This is a genomic window from Faecalibacillus sp. H12, from assembly GCF_013361255.1.
Taxonomy (GTDB): Bacteria; Bacillota_I; Bacilli_A; order Erysipelotrichales; family Coprobacillaceae; genus Faecalibacillus; species Faecalibacillus intestinalis.
Genome location: NZ_JABWDK010000035.1, coordinates 1 through 19,055, shown reverse-complemented (window position 1 = coordinate 19,055; position 19,055 = coordinate 1). Strand labels below are relative to the sequence as shown.

The 19,055-nt window shown below is 28.4% G+C and carries 15 protein-coding genes and 1 riboswitch; of the genes, 14 read left to right on the top strand and 1 reads right to left on the bottom strand.

The window, feature by feature from the left end; genetic code table 11:
* Window positions 1–69 precede the first annotated feature (69 nt).
* The 6 genes from aroB to HUU89_RS12985 all read left to right on the top strand — a co-directional run bounded on the left by aroB (window position 70) and on the right by HUU89_RS12985 (window position 5,581).
* Window positions 70–1,128: a 3-dehydroquinate synthase gene (gene aroB, locus HUU89_RS13010; RefSeq protein ID WP_032091674.1), complete on the top strand. Its 1,059-nt coding sequence runs from the start codon at window positions 70–72 to the stop codon at window positions 1,126–1,128.
* A 1-nt stretch (window position 1,129) separates the two neighbouring features.
* On the top strand, window positions 1,130–2,416 hold the full coding sequence (gene aroA, locus HUU89_RS13005; protein WP_175301980.1) for a 3-phosphoshikimate 1-carboxyvinyltransferase: 1,287 nt from the start codon (window positions 1,130–1,132) through the stop codon (window positions 2,414–2,416).
* Window positions 2,400–3,476 (top strand): chorismate synthase, encoded by a 1,077-nt coding sequence (aroC, locus tag HUU89_RS13000; protein WP_175301979.1) that lies wholly within the window; start codon window positions 2,400–2,402, stop codon window positions 3,474–3,476. Before aroA ends, aroC begins: the two co-directional genes overlap by 17 nt.
* A 2-nt stretch (window positions 3,477–3,478) precedes the next feature.
* Complete coding sequence (pheA, locus tag HUU89_RS12995) at window positions 3,479–4,600, top strand: prephenate dehydratase (RefSeq protein ID WP_175301978.1); 1,122 nt, start codon at window positions 3,479–3,481, stop codon at window positions 4,598–4,600.
* Between the two features lie 2 nt (window positions 4,601–4,602).
* Complete coding sequence (locus HUU89_RS12990; protein WP_119362921.1) at window positions 4,603–5,091, top strand: shikimate kinase; 489 nt, start codon at window positions 4,603–4,605, stop codon at window positions 5,089–5,091.
* A gap of 124 nt (window positions 5,092–5,215) precedes the next feature.
* The gene (locus HUU89_RS12985) at window positions 5,216–5,581 is read left to right on the top strand and encodes an Rpn family recombination-promoting nuclease/putative transposase (protein ID WP_175301977.1); all 366 of its coding nucleotides are present in this window, start codon (window positions 5,216–5,218) and stop codon (window positions 5,579–5,581) included.
* A 124-nt stretch (window positions 5,582–5,705) separates the two neighbouring features.
* Here the strand turns inward: HUU89_RS12985 and HUU89_RS12980 are convergent, their stop codons facing one another.
* The gene (locus HUU89_RS12980) at window positions 5,706–6,812 is read right to left on the bottom strand and encodes an AI-2E family transporter (protein ID WP_175301976.1); all 1,107 of its coding nucleotides are present in this window, start codon (window positions 6,810–6,812) and stop codon (window positions 5,706–5,708) included.
* 125 nt (window positions 6,813–6,937) lie between these two features.
* Here HUU89_RS12980 and HUU89_RS12975 point away from each other — a divergent pair, with 125 nt between their 5' ends.
* The 8 genes from HUU89_RS12975 (at window position 6,938) to HUU89_RS12940 (ending at window position 18,964) form a co-directional block, all read left to right on the top strand.
* Entirely contained in the window at window positions 6,938–8,602 is a 1,665-nt protein-coding gene (locus HUU89_RS12975; protein WP_175301975.1) for an ATP-binding protein, read from the top strand.
* Entirely contained in the window at window positions 8,602–12,000 is a 3,399-nt protein-coding gene (locus HUU89_RS12970) for a leucine-rich repeat protein (RefSeq protein ID WP_175301974.1), read from the top strand. The genes HUU89_RS12975 and HUU89_RS12970 overlap by 1 nt, the downstream gene beginning before the upstream one ends.
* A complete protein-coding gene (locus HUU89_RS12965) occupies window positions 11,990–12,925 on the top strand; it encodes an AAA family ATPase (protein WP_175301973.1) in 936 nt (311 codons plus the stop codon). Before HUU89_RS12970 ends, HUU89_RS12965 begins: the two co-directional genes overlap by 11 nt.
* 3 nt (window positions 12,926–12,928) lie before the next feature.
* The gene (locus tag HUU89_RS12960) at window positions 12,929–14,101 is read left to right on the top strand and encodes a DUF58 domain-containing protein (RefSeq protein ID WP_175301972.1); all 1,173 of its coding nucleotides are present in this window, start codon (window positions 12,929–12,931) and stop codon (window positions 14,099–14,101) included.
* An 11-nt stretch (window positions 14,102–14,112) separates the two neighbouring features.
* Window positions 14,113–16,377 carry a transglutaminase domain-containing protein gene (locus HUU89_RS12955; protein ID WP_175301971.1) on the top strand — a complete coding sequence of 755 codons (2,265 nt, stop codon included), beginning with the start codon at window positions 14,113–14,115 and terminating at the stop codon, window positions 16,375–16,377.
* Between the two features lies 1 nt (window position 16,378).
* Window positions 16,379–17,869 carry an HD domain-containing phosphohydrolase gene (locus HUU89_RS12950; protein ID WP_175301970.1) on the top strand — a complete coding sequence of 497 codons (1,491 nt, stop codon included), beginning with the start codon at window positions 16,379–16,381 and terminating at the stop codon, window positions 17,867–17,869.
* Window positions 17,870–17,880: 11 nt separating this feature from the next.
* Window positions 17,881–18,243, top strand: coding sequence for an Hpt domain-containing protein (locus tag HUU89_RS12945; protein ID WP_175301969.1), 363 nt, complete (start codon window positions 17,881–17,883; stop codon window positions 18,241–18,243).
* A gap of 79 nt (window positions 18,244–18,322) precedes the next feature.
* Window positions 18,323–18,409, top strand: a riboswitch (cyclic di-GMP riboswitch).
* A 120-nt stretch (window positions 18,410–18,529) separates the two neighbouring features.
* Window positions 18,530–18,964: a prepilin-type N-terminal cleavage/methylation domain-containing protein gene (locus tag HUU89_RS12940; protein ID WP_317992348.1), complete on the top strand. Its 435-nt coding sequence runs from the start codon at window positions 18,530–18,532 to the stop codon at window positions 18,962–18,964.
* The last annotated feature ends 91 nt before the right edge of the window (window positions 18,965–19,055 follow it).

The window sequence follows — 19,055 nt, the reverse complement described above, 5'->3', positions numbered from 1 at the left end:
TTGAACAATTGATGAAAGAATTAAAACCAATTGCTGATGCTGTTGGTAAAGAAATTTAAGGTGACTGAGATGGAAATGATCGTTAATTTAAAGGAACATAGTTATCCTATTTATATAGAAAAAAATATTTTAAAACATGCAAATGAAAAAATAAAAGAAGTCTTTAAAGGAAAGAAAATTATGATCATTTCCGATGATCAAGTTTATCCTTTATATGGCGATGATTTGACTTTAAATCTTGAAAAAGATTTTAAAGTCAATCATGTCGTTGTTCCTCATGGAGAAAAATCAAAACGTTTTGATATGTTACCAACACTTTATAAAGCATGTTTAGATTTTAAACTTACAAGAACGGATTTAATCATTGCTTTAGGTGGTGGTGTGATTGGTGATATGGCAGGATTTGTCGCAAGTAGTTATTTGAGAGGGGTAAAACTTGTCCAAATTCCTACTTCTTTACTTGCACAAGTGGATAGTTCTGTTGGTGGAAAGGTAGCGGTTGATTTACCTGAAGGGAAAAACCTGGTAGGAGCTTTCTATCATCCATCCATGGTTTTGATTGATCCATGTACATTAAAGACATTAGATCCACATTTTATCAGTGATGGCATGGGAGAAGTCATTAAATATGGATGTATTAAAGATAAAAAATTATTTGATCAATTAAATTCTTATCAAAATTTTGAAGAACTCTATGAATTTATTGATGAAATCATATATAATTGTGTCAACATCAAAAGAGAAGTTGTTGAAAAAGATCAATTTGATTTTGGTGATCGTTTATTACTTAACTTTGGTCATACCTATGCGCATGCCATAGAACAATATTATCACTATGAAAAATATTCTCATGGGGAAGCCGTAGGTATTGGAATGTATCAAATTACAAAACTTGCTGAAAGTCTAGATTTGACAAAAACAGGATCTTCCATGCAAATTAAAGAAATCTTACAAAAATACAATCTACCATATGAATGTCAAGTTGAAACAAAAAATCTTATTCAAGCTATTTCTTTAGATAAAAAGAATATTAATAATTCATTATCTGTTGTTTTATTAAAAGAAATAGGAGATAGTTATGTTTATCAAACAAATCAAGAATTTTTATTAAAAAAAGAAAGGGTATAAAATGAGTCAAATTAAGTTAATTCCTACAAAACTAAAAGGAAAAGTATCTGTTCCACCTTCAAAATCATTAGCACATCGTGCGATTATTGCAGCCAGTCTTGCTAAAGGTATTTCAAGAATTGATCATATTGAATATTCTCAAGATATCAAAGCAACAATTGGTGCGATGGAAGCACTTGGAACAATTATTGAACAACATGAAGATTATCTTATTATTAATGGTAATTACACATTTACTAAAAATAATACGATGCCAGGAGTCCAAATTGATTGTGAAGAATCAGGATCAACGCTTCGCTTCATGGTTCCTATTTCTCTTGCTAAAGAAAATAAAGTACGTTTTATAGGAAGAGGACAATTAGGGAAAAGACCATTAGATACCTATTATGAAATCTTTGAAAGACAAAATATTGGTTATTTATATCGTGAAAATGTTTTAGATTTAAATGTTGTGGGTGAATTAAAACCTGATTTATATCGTATTCCAGGTAATATTTCATCACAATTTATTACCGGTTTATTATTTGCTTTACCTTTATTATCATTTGATTCAATCATTGAAATTACGACACCACTTGAAAGTAAAGGATATATTGATTTAACATTACAAGTATTAAAACTTTATGGTATTGAAATTGTGAATCATGAATATAAACAATTTATTGTAAGAGGTAGACAAGAATATAAGGCAAAAGATTATCGTGTGGAATCTGATTTTTCTCAAGCTGCTTTCTATTTAGTAGCGGGTGCTTTAGGAAATGATGTTACATTATTAGATTTAAACTTAGATTCTTTACAAGGTGATAAAGCAACAATTGATTTTTTAAAACAAATGAATTGTGAAATCGTGGAAAATGATGAAGGAATTAAAGTGGTGAGTCATGGTTTAAAAGCAACAACTGTGGATGCGAGTCAATGCCCTGATGTTATTCCAGTTGTTTCTCTTGCATTAGCACTTGCAAGTGGACATAGTGAAGTCATCAATGCCGGACGTTTACGTATTAAAGAATGTGATCGTCTTCAAGCAACAGTTGAAGAATTGAATAAACTAAAAGCACATGCAGTTGAACATGAATCTTCTATGGAATTAGATGGTGTCGAAACTTTAACTGGCGGAAATGTATCAAGTCATGATGATCATCGTATGGCGATGATGCTAGCGATTGCTTCAACAGTGTGTAAGGAACCAGTCATTGTTGATAATAAAGAATGTGTTAAAAAATCTTATCCAAGTTTTTGGGAAGATTTCGAGATATTAGGAGGAAAAATCGATGGGGGCAACTTATAAAAATAATATAGAACTTACAATTTTTGGTGAATCCCATGGAAAAGCTATTGGTATTACCATTGGCAATCTTCCTAGCGGTATTCAAATTGATTTAGATGAAGTTTCGCGTGATATGAAAAGAAGAGCACCAGGACAAAATAAAATGTCGACAGCTAGAAAAGAAGCAGATCAAGTAGAAATTTTATCAGGGTTACAAGATGGTATTACCACAGGAGCACCTCTTACAGGAGTTATCTATAATAGTGATCAACATTCTAAAGATTATTCTTTACTTAAAACAAATATGCGACCAGGACATAGTGATTATCCAGCTTATATTAAATATAAAGGATTTAATGATGTCCGCGGGGGTGGTCATTTTTCTGGAAGAATTACAGCCCCAATCGTTTTTGCGGGAAATATTGCTAAACAGATTTTAAAACAAAAAGGAATTATTGTAGGAGCACATATTTTATCAATTGGAAAAATCAAAGATGAAAAGTTCCCTGTAAATGTAGATGATGAAATGCTTTTAAAATTAAGTGAAAAACAATATCCAACAATTAAAGAGGATGTTTTTGAAAAAATGGAAGAAACGATTTTAAAAGCAAAAGAAAATTTAGATAGTGTTGGTGGAAAAATTGAATGTGTTGCTTTACATGTTCCTGCTGGAGTAGGTGAACCTTTCTTTGATTCTTTAGAAAGTCATTTATCTTCATTGATGTTTTCAATTCCAGCCGTTAAAAGTGTTTCTTTTGGCGATGGAGAAAGTATTGATGAGATGTTAGGGAGTGAAGCCAATGATTGTTATTATTATGATGAAGAAGGAAATGTAAGAACTTCTACAAATCATAATGGTGGCATTACTGGTGGTATTACAAATGGTATGCCTGTAAGTTGTACGGTTACTTTTAAACCTACACCTTCGATTGCTAAAAAACAAAAGACGATTAATATTGAAACAAAAGAAAATGTAGAATTAGAAATAAAAGGAAGACATGATCCTTGTATTGTACAAAGAGCAGTTGTTGTTGTAGAAGCAATGATGGCTTTAGGAATACTTGATATGATGAGGGAATAAGTATGAAAGATTTAAAACAATGCCGAATTGAAATAGATGCAATTGATCAACAATTAATGGAACTTTTTGAAAAACGTATGGCTCTTTCAAAAAGTGTCGTTGAATATAAAATTGAAAATCATTTAGAAATTTTCCAACCTGAAAGAGAAAGAGAAGTTATTGAAAAGAACTTAAATCGTTTAAATAATGATCAATTAAAAGAATATGCAAGATGTTTTATTCAAGAAATGATGACAGTTTCTAAATCTTATCAATCAGATTTATTACCACTTGAATTAGATAAAAATATTAAAACAGACTTTAAAAAAGATCCTGTTGTAGGTTATCAAGGAATTGCAGGTGCTTTTTCACAAAGTGCTGTTGAAAATTTCTTTGGTGAAGGAACAAAGAATATTGGTTATAGAGACTTCGAAGATGTTTATGTGGCTTTAGAAAATGGTGAAATTGATTATGGTGTTTTACCAATTGAAAATAGTTTAACAGGTTCAATTAATGATAACTATGATTTAATTAGAAAATATGGTTTCTATATTGTAGGAGAAACTGCAGTTAATGTCAGTCAATGTTTAATGGCACTTCCAGGGACAAAGATTGAGGATATCAGACAAGTTTACTCACATCCACAAGGATTAGCACAATCAAGTGAGTTTTTATATCAACATCGTTATATTGAACAAAGACCATTTCAAGATACAGCCATGGCTGCTAAATATGTAATGGATTCAAAAGATCCAACTAAAGCAGCCATTGCATCACCACTTGCATGTAAACTTTATAGTTTGGAAATGTTAAAAGAAAATGTACAAAATAAGAAAAACAATAGAACACGTTTTATGGTGATTTCTAAAGAATTTATTTGTCCAAAAGAAAGTGATAAAGTTTCTGTTATCTTTACATTACCTCATCAAGTTGGAGCTTTAGATAACATGTTACAAACAATTAAACAAAGTCAAATTAATATGGATCGTATTGAATCAAGACCAATTGAAACACAATATTGGCAATATTATTTCTATATTGATTTTGAAGGAAATATGCATGAAGAAAGAATTCAACGTGCTATTAATAAAATGAAAGCAAATAGTACAATGTTAAAAGTATTGGGAAATTATAAAAGGGCGTAAGAATGAAAAATATTATATTAGTGGGAATCATGGGGTGTGGTAAAACAACCATCTCCAAATTATTATCAGAAAAATTAAAGATGCCAGTTATTGATATGGATAAATATATTGAAAAAAAATATCAATGTACAATACCTGATATGTTTGCCATCTCTGAGGAATATTTTAGGGACAGAGAAAGTGAAGCATGTTTAGATATGGCAAAGCTTGACGGCTATATTATTTCTACAGGTGGGGGAGTCATCAAAAGAAAAGAAAATAGAGACGTTTTAAAACAAGCGGGTACTGTTTTCTATATTGATCGACCTGTAGATAATATTGTAACAGATGTAGAAACAGCTCATCGACCATTATTAAAAGATGGACCAGAAAAACTTTATCAATTATTTGATGAAAGACATCAACTTTATTTAGATAGTTGCCACTATCATGTAAAAAATGATGGAACACTAACGGATATCGTTAATAAAATAGTAGAAGATATAGACTAAATCGTAAGGTTTAGTTTTTCTTTTTTATTTAAAATAATGTAGCTTAAAAAGGTTTAAATATTTTAAAAATATCAAAAGATATCGAGATATTACTAAAAAGATACCTCATAAAGGAGTCTAGCATGTGTTGGGAGTTGAATATCAAAGTACAATTGATCAAAAGATGGTTGTTAGAACAGGAATATATGAAATGTTGGATTATTATAATCAATTGATCAGTGGACGTAAAAAATTGATTCCTAATATTATGATTGTCTTTTATGCAGGTTCTTCTTTTTGGAAGGCACCCCAAAGACTACAAGAGATGATGGATAAATCAAAAAGTATGGAAAAATATTATAATGATTGGAAATACTTTTTTGTAGATATTAAAGAAATAGATACAACAAAGATTAAAAATTCACAAGTAAGATATCTTGTAGAAGCAGTGCAAGGATTATATGAAGGAGATTATGAAGGATCTAAAAGAATTAATGATGAAAATCGATAAATTCAATTCTCAACAACTTAATATGCTTGTTGAACATATATTTGATATTAGTAATGAAGATGATATTTTACATCTTATCCATTAGCCAAGACGATGAGAGTCTTGGCTTTTTGTATTAAGATGTTTATTTTTTTAATTGATCTTTAACATAAGTTTTAAATAAAGTATAGAAAATAGATGTTAAAGGAATAAATAAAAACATTCCCATGATACCCATTAAATTTCCACCTATGATTACAGCTACAAAGACCCAAATAGAAGGAAGACCTACAGAATTTCCTACAACATGAGGATAAATAAAGTTACCTTCAATTTGTTGTAGAACTAAAAATAAAACAATAAATTCAATAGCTTGGATTGGATTTACAATACCAATCATAATAATTCCTATAAAACATCCAATAAATGCTCCAAAAACAGGAATCAATGCAGTTATCGCAATAACTACTCCCATCAACATAGCGTAAGGCATTTTTAAAATACCCATTGTAACAATAAACATACTTCCAAGAATACAAGCTTCTAAACATTGACATGTAATAAAACTTGTAAAAGTATCACCTGATAACTGAATGATTTTACAAACTTTTTCAGTTTTATCTTTTCCAATAAAAGCAATTGTTGTCTTTTTAAGTTGTCTAGATAATGTTTCTTTAGAAAAAAGAAGATAAATAGAAAAGACAAGACCAATAAAGAAAGTATATAAACTACTTAATGTATTTGATAAAATAGAAAATCCAGAATGAAATAAACTTTGCCAATTATTTATAATTGTTTTATATAAAGCAGATAAGTCAAGATCTAAAGAAATAATAGAATCGATGATATTTTTAAAACTTCCATTCATTATATTTCTATTTTCTTTTAAGAAAATAAGTAGTTGATCATAAGCATTAGGCGCCAATTTAACAATTTCTTTAAGAGAATGGATTAGTTCGGGTCCAATGATAAAACAAATAAGTAATAAAAAACTAACAAATAAAATAAGAGTTAAAATAAATGAAATCATTCTTTTATTTCTTACATTTTTTAATAAACTTTTTTCTAATTGATTTGTAATAATATTTAAAATAAAAGCAATACAAAAACCAACTATAAAAGGAATAATTAATTGCCAAAGATATTGAATAAAACTAAAAACAGACGATAAATTTAAAATAATAGCTAAGATAATACCTGCATAACTTATTAAATAAAAGTATTTTTTTAATTCATTGTCATTTGAAAACATAAAATCACCTCTTAAAAAGTATATATTTTTTATATGAACAGAAAATGAAAATTTGCATAAGTTTGAGATTGTCCTTATAATAAAAAAGTGGGTGACTATATAAATTTAAAAGGGAGGATTTTTATATGAAAAAAATCATTATAACAATAGGAAAGAATAGTCAGACAATTTTTTTATTGATTGTTTTAGTAATTGGTCTTGTGATTTTATTAAATACGATTGCTTTTTTTTATAAAAAACATAAAAATCCTCGCTTTTCTCAAAAAGAGTTTTTAAATAATATTTTTTATAAAGATCAAAGTCAAGTATATGTCTTAGTTAGAAAGAAAGATTACAAAGTATTATTTTTATCTTCTCACTTTGAAGAAGTATTTCATATTTTACCAAAACGTATACAAGTTGATATAGAAGTTTTAAAAGAAATTGTAGAAGATGATACTTACCGACAATTTTTAAAAGAATATAAGCAATGGAATCAACAAGAACCTTTTAAATATTCTTTTAAAATGAAAGATGAAAATAAATGGTTTATTTTAACAATTACTGCAATAGAACATGGAAAATATCATCTATTTGCTTTTTATGACCATAGTGAAGATGTTTTAAAAGAATTAGATTATTTACAACAAATAGAAACAACTAAAAATGAAAGTGAATATAAAGCTTCATTTTTATCAAGAATGTCACATGAAATTAGAACGCCTATGAATGGAATTATTGGGATGATGACATTAGCCAGACAATCAAAACAAGATGCTAAACAAGGAAGCTACTATTTACAACAAGCAGAAGATATTTCTAAGTATTTACTTTCACTCATCAATGAAGTCTTGGATATGTCAAGAATGGAAGCAGGAAAATTAGAATTAGAGAGTAAACCATTTAATATTTATCATTTAAAAGTACAATTAAATAATATTTTTAAAGAAACAATTGAAAAGAAAAATGTTTTATTTAAAATCGATTATTTTGATTTTGATGTAAAATATTTTATGGGGGATGAATTACGTATTATGCAAATACTTGTTAATCTATTATCCAATGCTAGTAAGTTTACTGATAATGGTGAAATTACAGTAACATTTAGACAAATGTATAAAGAAGATAAGGTTGCAAATATTATGATGCGTGTTCATGATACAGGTAAAGGAATGTCAAGAGAGTTTTTAAGTCATATATTCAGACCGTTTGAACAAGAAGGAGTTGAAATTTCTAAAAAGTATGGTGGTAGTGGACTTGGAATGGCTATTACAGATCAGCTTGTTAAATTGATGGGTGGAGAAATAGTTGTTGATAGTCTTGAAGGTAAAGGAAGCGATTTTACAGTCTTTTTAAATTTACCAGTTGCTCCAAGTCAAGAATATGAAGATGAAAAAGAAGTTGTTGTTGAACAATTTAGTTTTGAGAAAAAGCGTATATTGCTTGCTGAAGATAATGAAATTAATGCAGAGATTTGTATGAGTGTATTAAATTCTAAAGGAGCGTTTGTTGATCGTGTAGAAAATGGACAAGAAGCAGTTGATACATTTAAGAAGCATGCTAAAAATTATTATGATTTGATTTTAATGGATATACAAATGCCGCAAATGGATGGCTATGAAGCAACGCAAATTATAAGAACGATGGAATCGGGTAAAGCAATTCCTATCTTTGCTTTATCTGCTGATGCATATGTAGAAAATAAACGCTATTCTAAAGAGATGGGAATGGATGGACATTTTTCAAAGCCTATTGATTTTGATGTAATGGAAAAAGAATTAAGTGAATATTTTTCAAGGAGAGATGCATAATGAAAAAGACATTTAAATTATCAGTACCGTATTTAGGAAAAGCTGTGGTTGTGACGGTTGTTTCTTTTTCATGTGCGATTTCTGCTTATCAACTTTACCAAAACAGTTCAATCTTCTCACCACAATCACAAGCTTTAGATTTGAAAAATAATCAAGTTGTTTTTTCAAATCAAAATCAACAAACAAACACAAATCAAAATCAAGATGAAAGTCAATATCTTAATGAAAATCAACAAGCATTAGATAAAATTTCACAAACAAATCTTAATAATTCTCCTTATTTATTTAAAAATCAAGGAAGAGTAGATCCAACAAAAATTTATGGACAAACAGGTATGGGGACAAATGGTGGCAATACGATAGGTGTTAATCCAAATGGAACAACAAATAATGGAAATGTAACTGTTGTCATTCCCGGAACAGGAATGCCTATTGCTACAGGAGATGCAAGTTCAGGCATCGCTAATGATGAAGTAAATAAAAACACAAATCATGAAACAACACCGATTGTTGATCCAGATCCAGAACCAACGCTACCAGATTTATCGAATAATGAGATTTATAAAGATGCCATTTCTTTGCCAAATACAGGAATTGAACAAAAAGAAAATGCAAAATACAATATTCATTTTATGGCTGCAGAAGATTTATATCTTGACAATCTTACAATGCTCTATGATGGTTGTGTGATCACTCCATGGAAATTACTTTGTAATATGGTTGTGATGGTTTCAGAAAGGAAAGAGGGGGATAGCTATCCAACACTTTATAGAATAGAAAATTATAATGATAATTTTAAAATAGGTTCTTATCCTCAATATGCAACAGAAAACTTTAAAGTATCATTTTATTTTAGACTAAATGAATCAAGTCCATGGCAAGAATATATTTATGAATTTAAAGTTGATTATCAGGCACGTATTTCCTTACAAGACTATAATCAACAAGAAATAAACTATTTTTATTTAAAGAAAGATGAAACAGAAGATTTACGAAAATATTACAATTTAATAATTCCAACATATCAAGATTCTACACAAATGTTTATTGGCTGGAAAGAGGAAGATGGTAGTGTTATTGAAGATCAATCTGACTACACAATCACTCAAAAAGGAAGAATTACACTTGTTCCTCAAGAAATGGTAGATTTACCAGAGGAATATATTGTTCAATTACAAGATAAAACGATTTTTTCACCAATATTTGCGACAATTTATGAATATGCTTTTACCAATTATGTTGGAGATTTAAATGCTGATATTCATGTACCAGATGGTATAAAAAAAGTAGAATTAAATGATATTTTTGGAAAAAAATTTAATGGTGATTTTTATATTTCAGAGATCGTTGATGATATTTCTTTTGGTTATGGCTGGACAGGACCTGATTTATATGGAAAGTATATCGTTGATGAAAATAATCCTAATTTTAGTTCAAATGAAGATGGATTATTAATGGATAAATCTCAAACAGTGATTCTTCAAACACCAATAGCTGATGCTATTTATATTCCTGAAGGAGTTACATCAATTAGTAGTTCTATTTCGTGGTATGTTCATGATATTTATTTTGAAGGTAAGTGTTTGATAGATAGCCATTCTTTTTCTAATATTCCTACAGATTCAACAGTTCACGTACCTGATCAATATTATTTAGACTATTTTAAAAAGAGTTATGGAAGTTTTGTAACAAGTATAGTTAATGAAAATAATGAATCTTATGATTATACAGTAAGTAATAATTTGGTTTTTAGTGATGATGAAAAGATACTAGTAAGTACTTTAGATAGTGCAAGTGGGACAATTGTTATTCCTGAAACAGTAGAAAAAATAGCTGATCAAGCTTTTAGTGGAAATAGTGATATTACACAGATTATTTTAACAGGAGGAAATATTGAATTAGGTCATCAAATTTTTAAAGACAGTGGTGTTGAAGATGTGATGATTTTAACTCAAGATATGCCAAGTGTTTATAAAGATACTTTTAGTGATAGTGATAATCTTAAAGGAATTAGTATTGCTAGAAATTATTATCATTTGTATGAATCTAAATGGAGTGATTTATTAGAACCAACAGAGTTTGCTTTATTGAATGAAACCGATTCATCATTAAATGTAAAAGATGGTTTTGAATATTTAGAAATGTATTATCGAGATCGTGCACATGCAACCATTTTATTAAATGCGCCAAGTGATTTAGTTTATTTTGATGAAGATAGTATTCCAGGAGTAATAATTACTGAAATTGGTAAAAATGCTTTTTCAAATTGTAAACGATTGAAATCTGTAAAATTATCTAAACAAGTGGTACAAATTGATAGCTATGCTTTTTATGGTTGTGATGACTTAGAAGGTATTTTCTCAGCTAATACAGATACAATTACAATTCAAGAAAATGCTTTGGAAATAATGGATGGACCCTTTCCTAATCTTCGTTATATTGCCTTAAATGCTAAAAATGCAAATTTTGAAAATTATTATTTACCATCAACGAATCAAAAAATGTTTGTTCCTTATGATGGCGATGGATATTATGGTGGTAATACATATAGTAGTAGTTATTTTTTAGATGAATCTTATGGTGGAGCTATCTTATATGGTTATGCTAGAGGATCAGATCAAGATGGAAATACAATTACAGTGGATAATGAATTTTATTTAATTAGTGCAACAACAGATATTAGTGGAGCTGTTGCTACGAAAGAAGGTACCTTTGAGATTTGTATGAATGCTTTCGAGAGTGTTCCTATTACATCGATTCAATTAAATATGACAGATGATATGTATTGGATTGATGATTATGCTTTTTATGAAACAAAATTAGAAGGTGAACTTACTTTGCCAGATGGCTTAGGTCCAATAGGAATGGCTGCATTTAGTGGTACGAGTCTTACAAAAGTGACATTTCCAAAAGTTTATGGGAATAATGCAGAGTATCCAGCACGGCTTTGGACAAATAATTTTGGAAGTACTCTAAAGGAAGTTGTTTTCCAAAATGCTACACCTATCTTACTTTATTATTATGGTGATGGAAATGGCTTTGAATTTGGTCAAGATTTAGCAGATGATTTTCATGTTACACTTTCAGGTGATGCGACAGGTTTAGAACAAACATACATAGATAATTGGAAATATAGTTTTGCAGGATATGAAATATCAGATGCTCAAATTCATGAAAATGAAATTAAAGAAGCAGAAAAGAAGGTTGCAGCATTATTAAATTATGTGGTACCTGAAATAAACGAAAATCAAAATTTAGATAATCAAATAGGAGAGCCTGATACTCAAACAAAAGATGATCAACAAGAAATACAGACAGAGAATAATCAAGAACAAGATGATTCAAATAACAATCAACAAGAAGCTTTAGAAAACGAGGGAGAAGAAAATGATAATTGAGCAATCACAACATATTATTGATGAAATATCAAAAGTATTCATTGGTAAGGATGAAATAATTAAAAAATTATTAATGACAATTTATGCTGGAGGACATATTTTATTAAATGATACTCCTGGTACGGGGAAAACAACATTGGCGTTAGCTTTTTCTAAAGCTTTAGGTTTGGATTATAAAAGAATTCAGTTTACAACAGATACCTTACCTTCTGATATTGTTGGTTTTACAATGTTAAATAATGAAACTCAAAAATTTGAATTTAGACCAGGGGCTGTTTTTAGTAATTTACTTTTAGCAGATGAAATTAACCGTACATCACCAAAAACACAAGCTGCTTTATTAGAAGCTATGGAAGAACATAATGTGACAGTTGATGGTGTTACTTATGATTTACCTCATCCATTTATTTCAATAGCGACACAAAACCCAATTGGTTCAGCAGGGACACAACCTTTACCAGAATCTCAATTAGACCGTTTTATGGTATGTTTATCGATTGGATATCCTGATTTAGATAAACAAATTGAGATTATTAAATCGCGTCGATATGATAATCCAATTGATAAAATTAAAGTAGTTGCTTCAAAAGAAAATGTTATAGAAGTACAAAACTATTTATCATCTGTACGTATCAGTGATGATGTTTTAAAATATATTGTCTTATTATGTGAAAAAACAAGAGAAATGCCCCTTATTGAATTAGGAGTTTCTCCTCGTGGGGTTTTAGCACTTGTACAAATGGCTAAAGCACATGCCGTATTAGAAGATCGTATCTATGTTATTCCAGAAGATGTACAAGATGTTTTTTTAGATGTTTGTGCACATCGTTTGATTTTACGTCCACAAGCAAGGGTAGAAGGATTAGATGCCAGAGATATTTTAAAAGAAATTTTAGTGGAAGTGAAACCACCATTGGCTGATTAGATTATGAAAAATAAATATTTTGTTTATGCAGTTATCAATATTCTCATTTTTATTGCATATATTTATTCGACTTATTTCTACTTTTTAGTTATTTGGGCAATAAGTATTTTATTTCCTCTTATGCTTTTCATTTTGTTGAAATTAGAAGCACGTTATATTCAACTTGATCTTCATGGACAAAAACAAGGAGAAGTAGGAAAACGTTTATCTTTTGTATCTGAAATAACAAGTCAATATAGATTACTTGTTTCTGGAAGAATAGAGTATGATTTTGTTTATGAAAACAATACGTTACAAAGTCAAATTAGAAAAAGAATATTTATTCCTTTAGGAATGAAATATTCGAAGAAAGAACATCAATATACAGCAACATATTGTGGAGAAGTAACATTTTCTTATGAAAATATTTATTTATATGATGTATTTGGTTTTTGTCGTGTTTCTTTTCCACAAGATAAAAAACATCATGTTGTGATTTATCCTCATAAGATTCCTATGGAACTGCTTTATAATGAACTTTCAAAACCTTATGAAAATGGTCTTTTACAATATCAATATAAAAAAGGTCCTGATATGTCTGAAATCTTTGATTTAAAACAATATTATCAAGGAGATGATATTCGTCATGTTCATTGGAAATTAACAGCTAAAACTAGACAGATGCTTCTTAAAGAAGGAACACACAATAGTAGTTTTGAAACAGTTTTATTAGTTGATATTGGTTTAAATGATCAAAATGAAGAAGTTGATAAAAAGGTTTTATCAAAAGCATTATCTTTTGCAATGAGTATGTCAGAAGAATTATTACTTAAAAATATAGGTCATTATGTAGCACTTTATGATCATGGAAGTTTTTATTGGTTAGAAATGAATAATGTTCAAGATTACTATACGACATTAGAACAATGGTTTTATAAAGGTGTTTCTTTACAAAACGGAGATGCATTACATCTTTTTATGAGTGAACAGTTAGATTTAATTTTTACAAAAATGATTTATGTTACAGCAGGAAATTTCAATGAAGAAATTTCAAAATTAAATGATTTTTTAAGTGTTAGTGCAATCACTGTAAAAGATCATCTTGAAAAAGTACAAACAACAAAACATCATCAAAATCAATTATATGAATTACCTGTTGATTTAATTGATGAAAATACATATCGTTTTGAAATATAAGGAGGTCAAAAATGGAAAAAAATAAAATTATTTCTTTAAGTACGACCCTCCTTTATTCATTTGTATTAGTGATTAGTTTTTTGTGCTTTTATCATAGTATCGTAGAAAGTTCATGGTTGTTAGAAATTATTGTCAGTTTATTTGTTTTAATAGGAGTAAATCTTTTATCTTATAAAACAAAAACAAAAGAGATTATTTTTCCTATAGTGATGACTTTTATTATTGGGATTATTTATTCATTTCAAAGTTTTTATTATGGCTTTTTGGGAATTATAAATTATTGTATTCAATGGTATAATGTTCAATTTGATGATGCTAGAAATCTGATGATGACTAAAGCTATTACAACAAGTCATATACAAGCTTTTAGTTTGGTTGTTATTCTATTTATTACTTATTTTATTTATCGTTCGATAAAAAAAGAAAAAATGATGGGTATTATTCTTATCTTTTCCATTATTTTTGCCTTTACTTTATGGATTGATCGTTTTTCTTTTATTGGGGGATCACTTTGTATAATCACTCTTTTGATGATTTGGATGTATTACCAAAATAAAGTGATCAATTCAAAAACAGTTCAATGGCTTGTGATTATTTCAATTATTTTTGTGGCTGTAGCGTTACCTGTTTATCAAGATAATTTATCTTTACAACAAATAAAAAAAGAAGTCTTACAACAAGTAGAAGATCTTCGATATGGTAAAGATAATCTTCCACAAGGTAATTTAAAGCAAGCATCTATAATTCATGAAAATGAAGAAGAACGTCTACAATTAGCTGTTTCACAAAGAAAGAATTTGTATTTAAAGGGGTTTGTAGGGAGTACTTTACAAAATAATCAATGGCAAGATTTAAAAAGAGCAAGTTATAATGGAAAACATGAAGGAATGTTGAAATGGTTAGAAAACAAGAATTTTTCTTCATCTTATCAATATAGTCTTTATGAAAAATTATCTCAATTAGATGATACATCTCAAAAAGTAGAAATTAATAATACAGGAGCTAATAAAAAATATCTCTATACACCTTATTCTGTTTCTAAAAAAGATGTTTCATCATCATTGATTCAAAAAGATCTTAATTTAAAGTCAAATGCTCTCTTTGGAACAAAGAATTATAGTTATACAGAAACATTTTCTGTCTCACCAAGTGAATTGATGACAGGAAGTGACTGGCTTAACCAACCAAATAAATCTCAAAAGAAATATTTAGATACAGAAGCTGTTTATCGACAATTTGTTTATGAAAATTATCAGACAGTTGATCAGAAATTAGAAAAAACGATTGCTCATTTATTTGATCAAGATGAATTTGAAAATACAGGTATTTATTCAATTTCACAACATATTAGAGATACACTTACTAAATATATGAAATATGATGAAAAAACAAATACTCAAAGTGAAAATGTTCTTGAAGATTTTTTAAATCAAAAGATTTCAGGAAATGATGTTTTATTTGCTTCAGCAGCAGTAGAAGCTTTTCGCCATTATAATATTCCAGCAAGATATGTTGAAGGATATTTATTAAAAAGTGACGCTATTGATGAAGAAGGGAATGCTACTCTTACATCAAAAGATGGTCATGCTTGGGTAGAAGTTTATTTTGATGGTATGGGATGGTTGCCTATTGATGTAACACCGGGATATTATTATGATGTTTATACACTGATGAATATGGTTGCTACTCCACAAGGAGATAATAGTCAAGTAAATATTGAAAAGGGACATAAGGATTCTCAAGGTGTTAATGATGGTCAAAATGGTGGAATGATTTATAACATTGTTAGTGGTCTTGAAAGTATGGAATCACTTGTAATGGGTGTTTTTACAATTGGATGTGTTATTTTATTTATTGTTTGGATCTGCTTGGAAATTAGAAGATTATTCTTAAATATTAGAATTAAACATGCTTATCATCGAGCTTCGGTTACTCGAAAAGTGAAGTATTTATATGGATTGATGGAGATGTATTTAAAATCTTATGGAATTGATTATCGTTTAGGTTTAGATTCTTTAAAAGTGGATGATACTTTAGAAAAGATGGGTATCATTTATGAAGGAGAATTTTTAAGAGTTTGTGAGTTATTTGAAAAGAGTTTTTATGGTGAAATAGAGTTAGAAGAATTTGAACTTAATATTATTACTCACTTTATTAGTTTATTATATCAAAATCAAAAGGGATTAAAGTGGTATAATAAATTAAGTAGAAGATATACGATTTTATCTGGGAAAAATATTTATTTAAAATTAATAAGGTGTAATGAGGGTGATTAGGATGGATAAAAATGGGAAAATACTGATTGTTGATGATTCAAAATTTAATCGTGAAATATTATCAGAAATATTAAATCAATATACAGTTATAGAAGCAAAAAACGGTTATGAAGCTTTACAGTATATGAAAGCTGATAAGAATATTGCGCTTGTTTTATTAGATCTTGTTATGCCTGAAATGGATGGTTTTGAGGTTTTAAAATATATGAATCAAAATCATTTAATTGATGAAATAGCAGTGATGATTATTTCTATCAATAAAGATGATCAAAGTATTGAAAAAGCCTACGAATTAGGGATATCAGGTTATATTACAAGACCGTTTTCATCTGCTGTTGTCTTAAAAAAAGTTAATAATATTATTTCTCATTATAAAAGACAAAAAAAACTTACAACCATCATTAATAAACAAATCTATGAAAAATATAAAAATAACGATATGATGATTATGATCTTAAGTCATATCGTTGAATCACGTAATGGAGAAAGTGGTTTACATGTATTACACATAAAAAAACTTACAAAATTGTTATTAAATATTTTAGTTAAGAAAACAAATCAATATTCCTTAACTTTAGATGATATGATTTCAATTGAAGTGGCTTCTTCTTTACATGATATAGGAAAGATTGCTATTCCAGAAGAAATCTTAAATAAACCATCATCCCTTACTAAAGAAGAGATGGAAGTTATGAAATCACATGTTATCATCGGTGCAAAGATGTTAAATGGTTTACCATTTTATAATGATGAACCAATTGTAAAATATGGTTATCAAATATGTCGATGGCATCATGAAAGATATGATGGAAATGGTTATCCAGATGGTTTAAAAGGAGAAGAAATTCCTATTGCGGCACAAGTTGTTTCAATTGTTGATGCATATGATGCTTTAACAAGTAAACGTGTTTATAAAGAGGCTTATAGTCATGAAGAAGCTTTAAAAATGATTCAAAAAGGCAAATGTGGTGTTTTTAATCCTTTACTTATAGAATGTTTAATGGATATTGAATCATACATTCAAAATGATTTAAAAATTAATGAATTTTATGAAGATAATGAATATTTTGAAGAACGTACACAAGAACATTTAAAAGATGAAGGTCTTAATTTATCTAATTTACTTTATCAAGATTTATATTTTGAAAAATCAAAATATAAATTTTACAGTGAATTATCTAATAATATTCAATTTGAATATTCAGTTGTACCACCATTACTTACATTATCTAAAAAAGATGCATTATTATTAAATATAGAACCTAAAATTATAGATCCATTAAGTAATGAAAAAGTTACAAAACTATTTATTAATAATGATTTTAATGTATTCATACAACAAGCTATTGATTTAGAAAAAGAAAAAGATAAGTTTTCGATGAATACAAAACTTAAAATCAATAATACAATTAAAGATGTTAAAATAACTGTACAAGTTATTTATGATGGTGAAGAAGCTTTAGGGGTATTAGGAGATATAGAAATATTATAGGAGAGTTGTTTATGGAGTTAGAAGAATTTTACAAACAAGTTGGTGGGAACTTTGAAGATGTTAAAAGAAGATTACTTAATGAAGAATTTATTAGAAAATTTGTATTGAAATTTAAAGATGATGAAACATTTGATAATCTTATTGATGCTTTTGATAAAGCTGATTATAAAGAATCCTTCCGTTTTATTCATACCTTGAAAGGAACAAGTGTTAATTTGGGATTTGATGATTTATATCAAGCAAGTTGTAATTTAACAGAATGTTTAAGAGAAAAAGAAAACTTAAATGATGAAGAACTTGAAGAAGCAGGTAAACTTCTACAAATAGTTAAAGATAACTATCAAAAAATAATAGAATTGATTGTTCAATTATAAAAATATGTGAAAAAAAGGTCGAATTTAAAGGGGATTTGTTGCAAATTCCCTTTAAAAATATTATTATGTATTTGTAAAGAAAAGAAAAAGGCAAAGCTGTTGAAAAACAGTGACGCAAAGCCCTAGGGTCTAAAGTACGTAAGTGCTATGATCGCCGGTTGCCCTAACCTATCAAGATATGTTTTCGTATATCTATAAGTTATAGCAACCACCAAAATAATAGGTGGTTTTTAACTTTCTAGGATTTCTTTAAATATCAAGACAAGGGAGAAGGAAAAAAGAAATGATGAAAGATTTATTAAAAAAATTACAAAAAAAATCTAACAAAAAAGGTTTCACATTAGTTGAAATCATCGTAGTATTAGTAATCTTAGCTATCTTAGCTGCAATTGCTGTACCATCAGTATTAGGATATGTAAACGAAGCTAAAGATGAAAGATACATTCAAGAAGCTAGATCAATCTATGTAGTAATCCAAACTGAAACTGCTAAATATGATGCATTAAGTGAAACTGTTAATGATAGTACTTATGGAGAAATTGCTACTAAAGCAACTGAAATGACAGGATTAAAAGCAATTTCTATTACTGATTCAAGTGCAACAAGTGGTGATCGTTCGCAATATACAGTTAAATGGACTAGTGATGATGGTAAACAAAAACAAGCTGTTATCAAAAAGAATAAAGATGTTAAAGTTACAAATCAAACAAAAGGAGAATAATTTTTAACTTTTAAGTTATTACCACTACTTTATAAGGGCGCTCTAAATAATCGAGTGCTTTAGCGAAATTCGCTCTAAATTATTAAGGGGG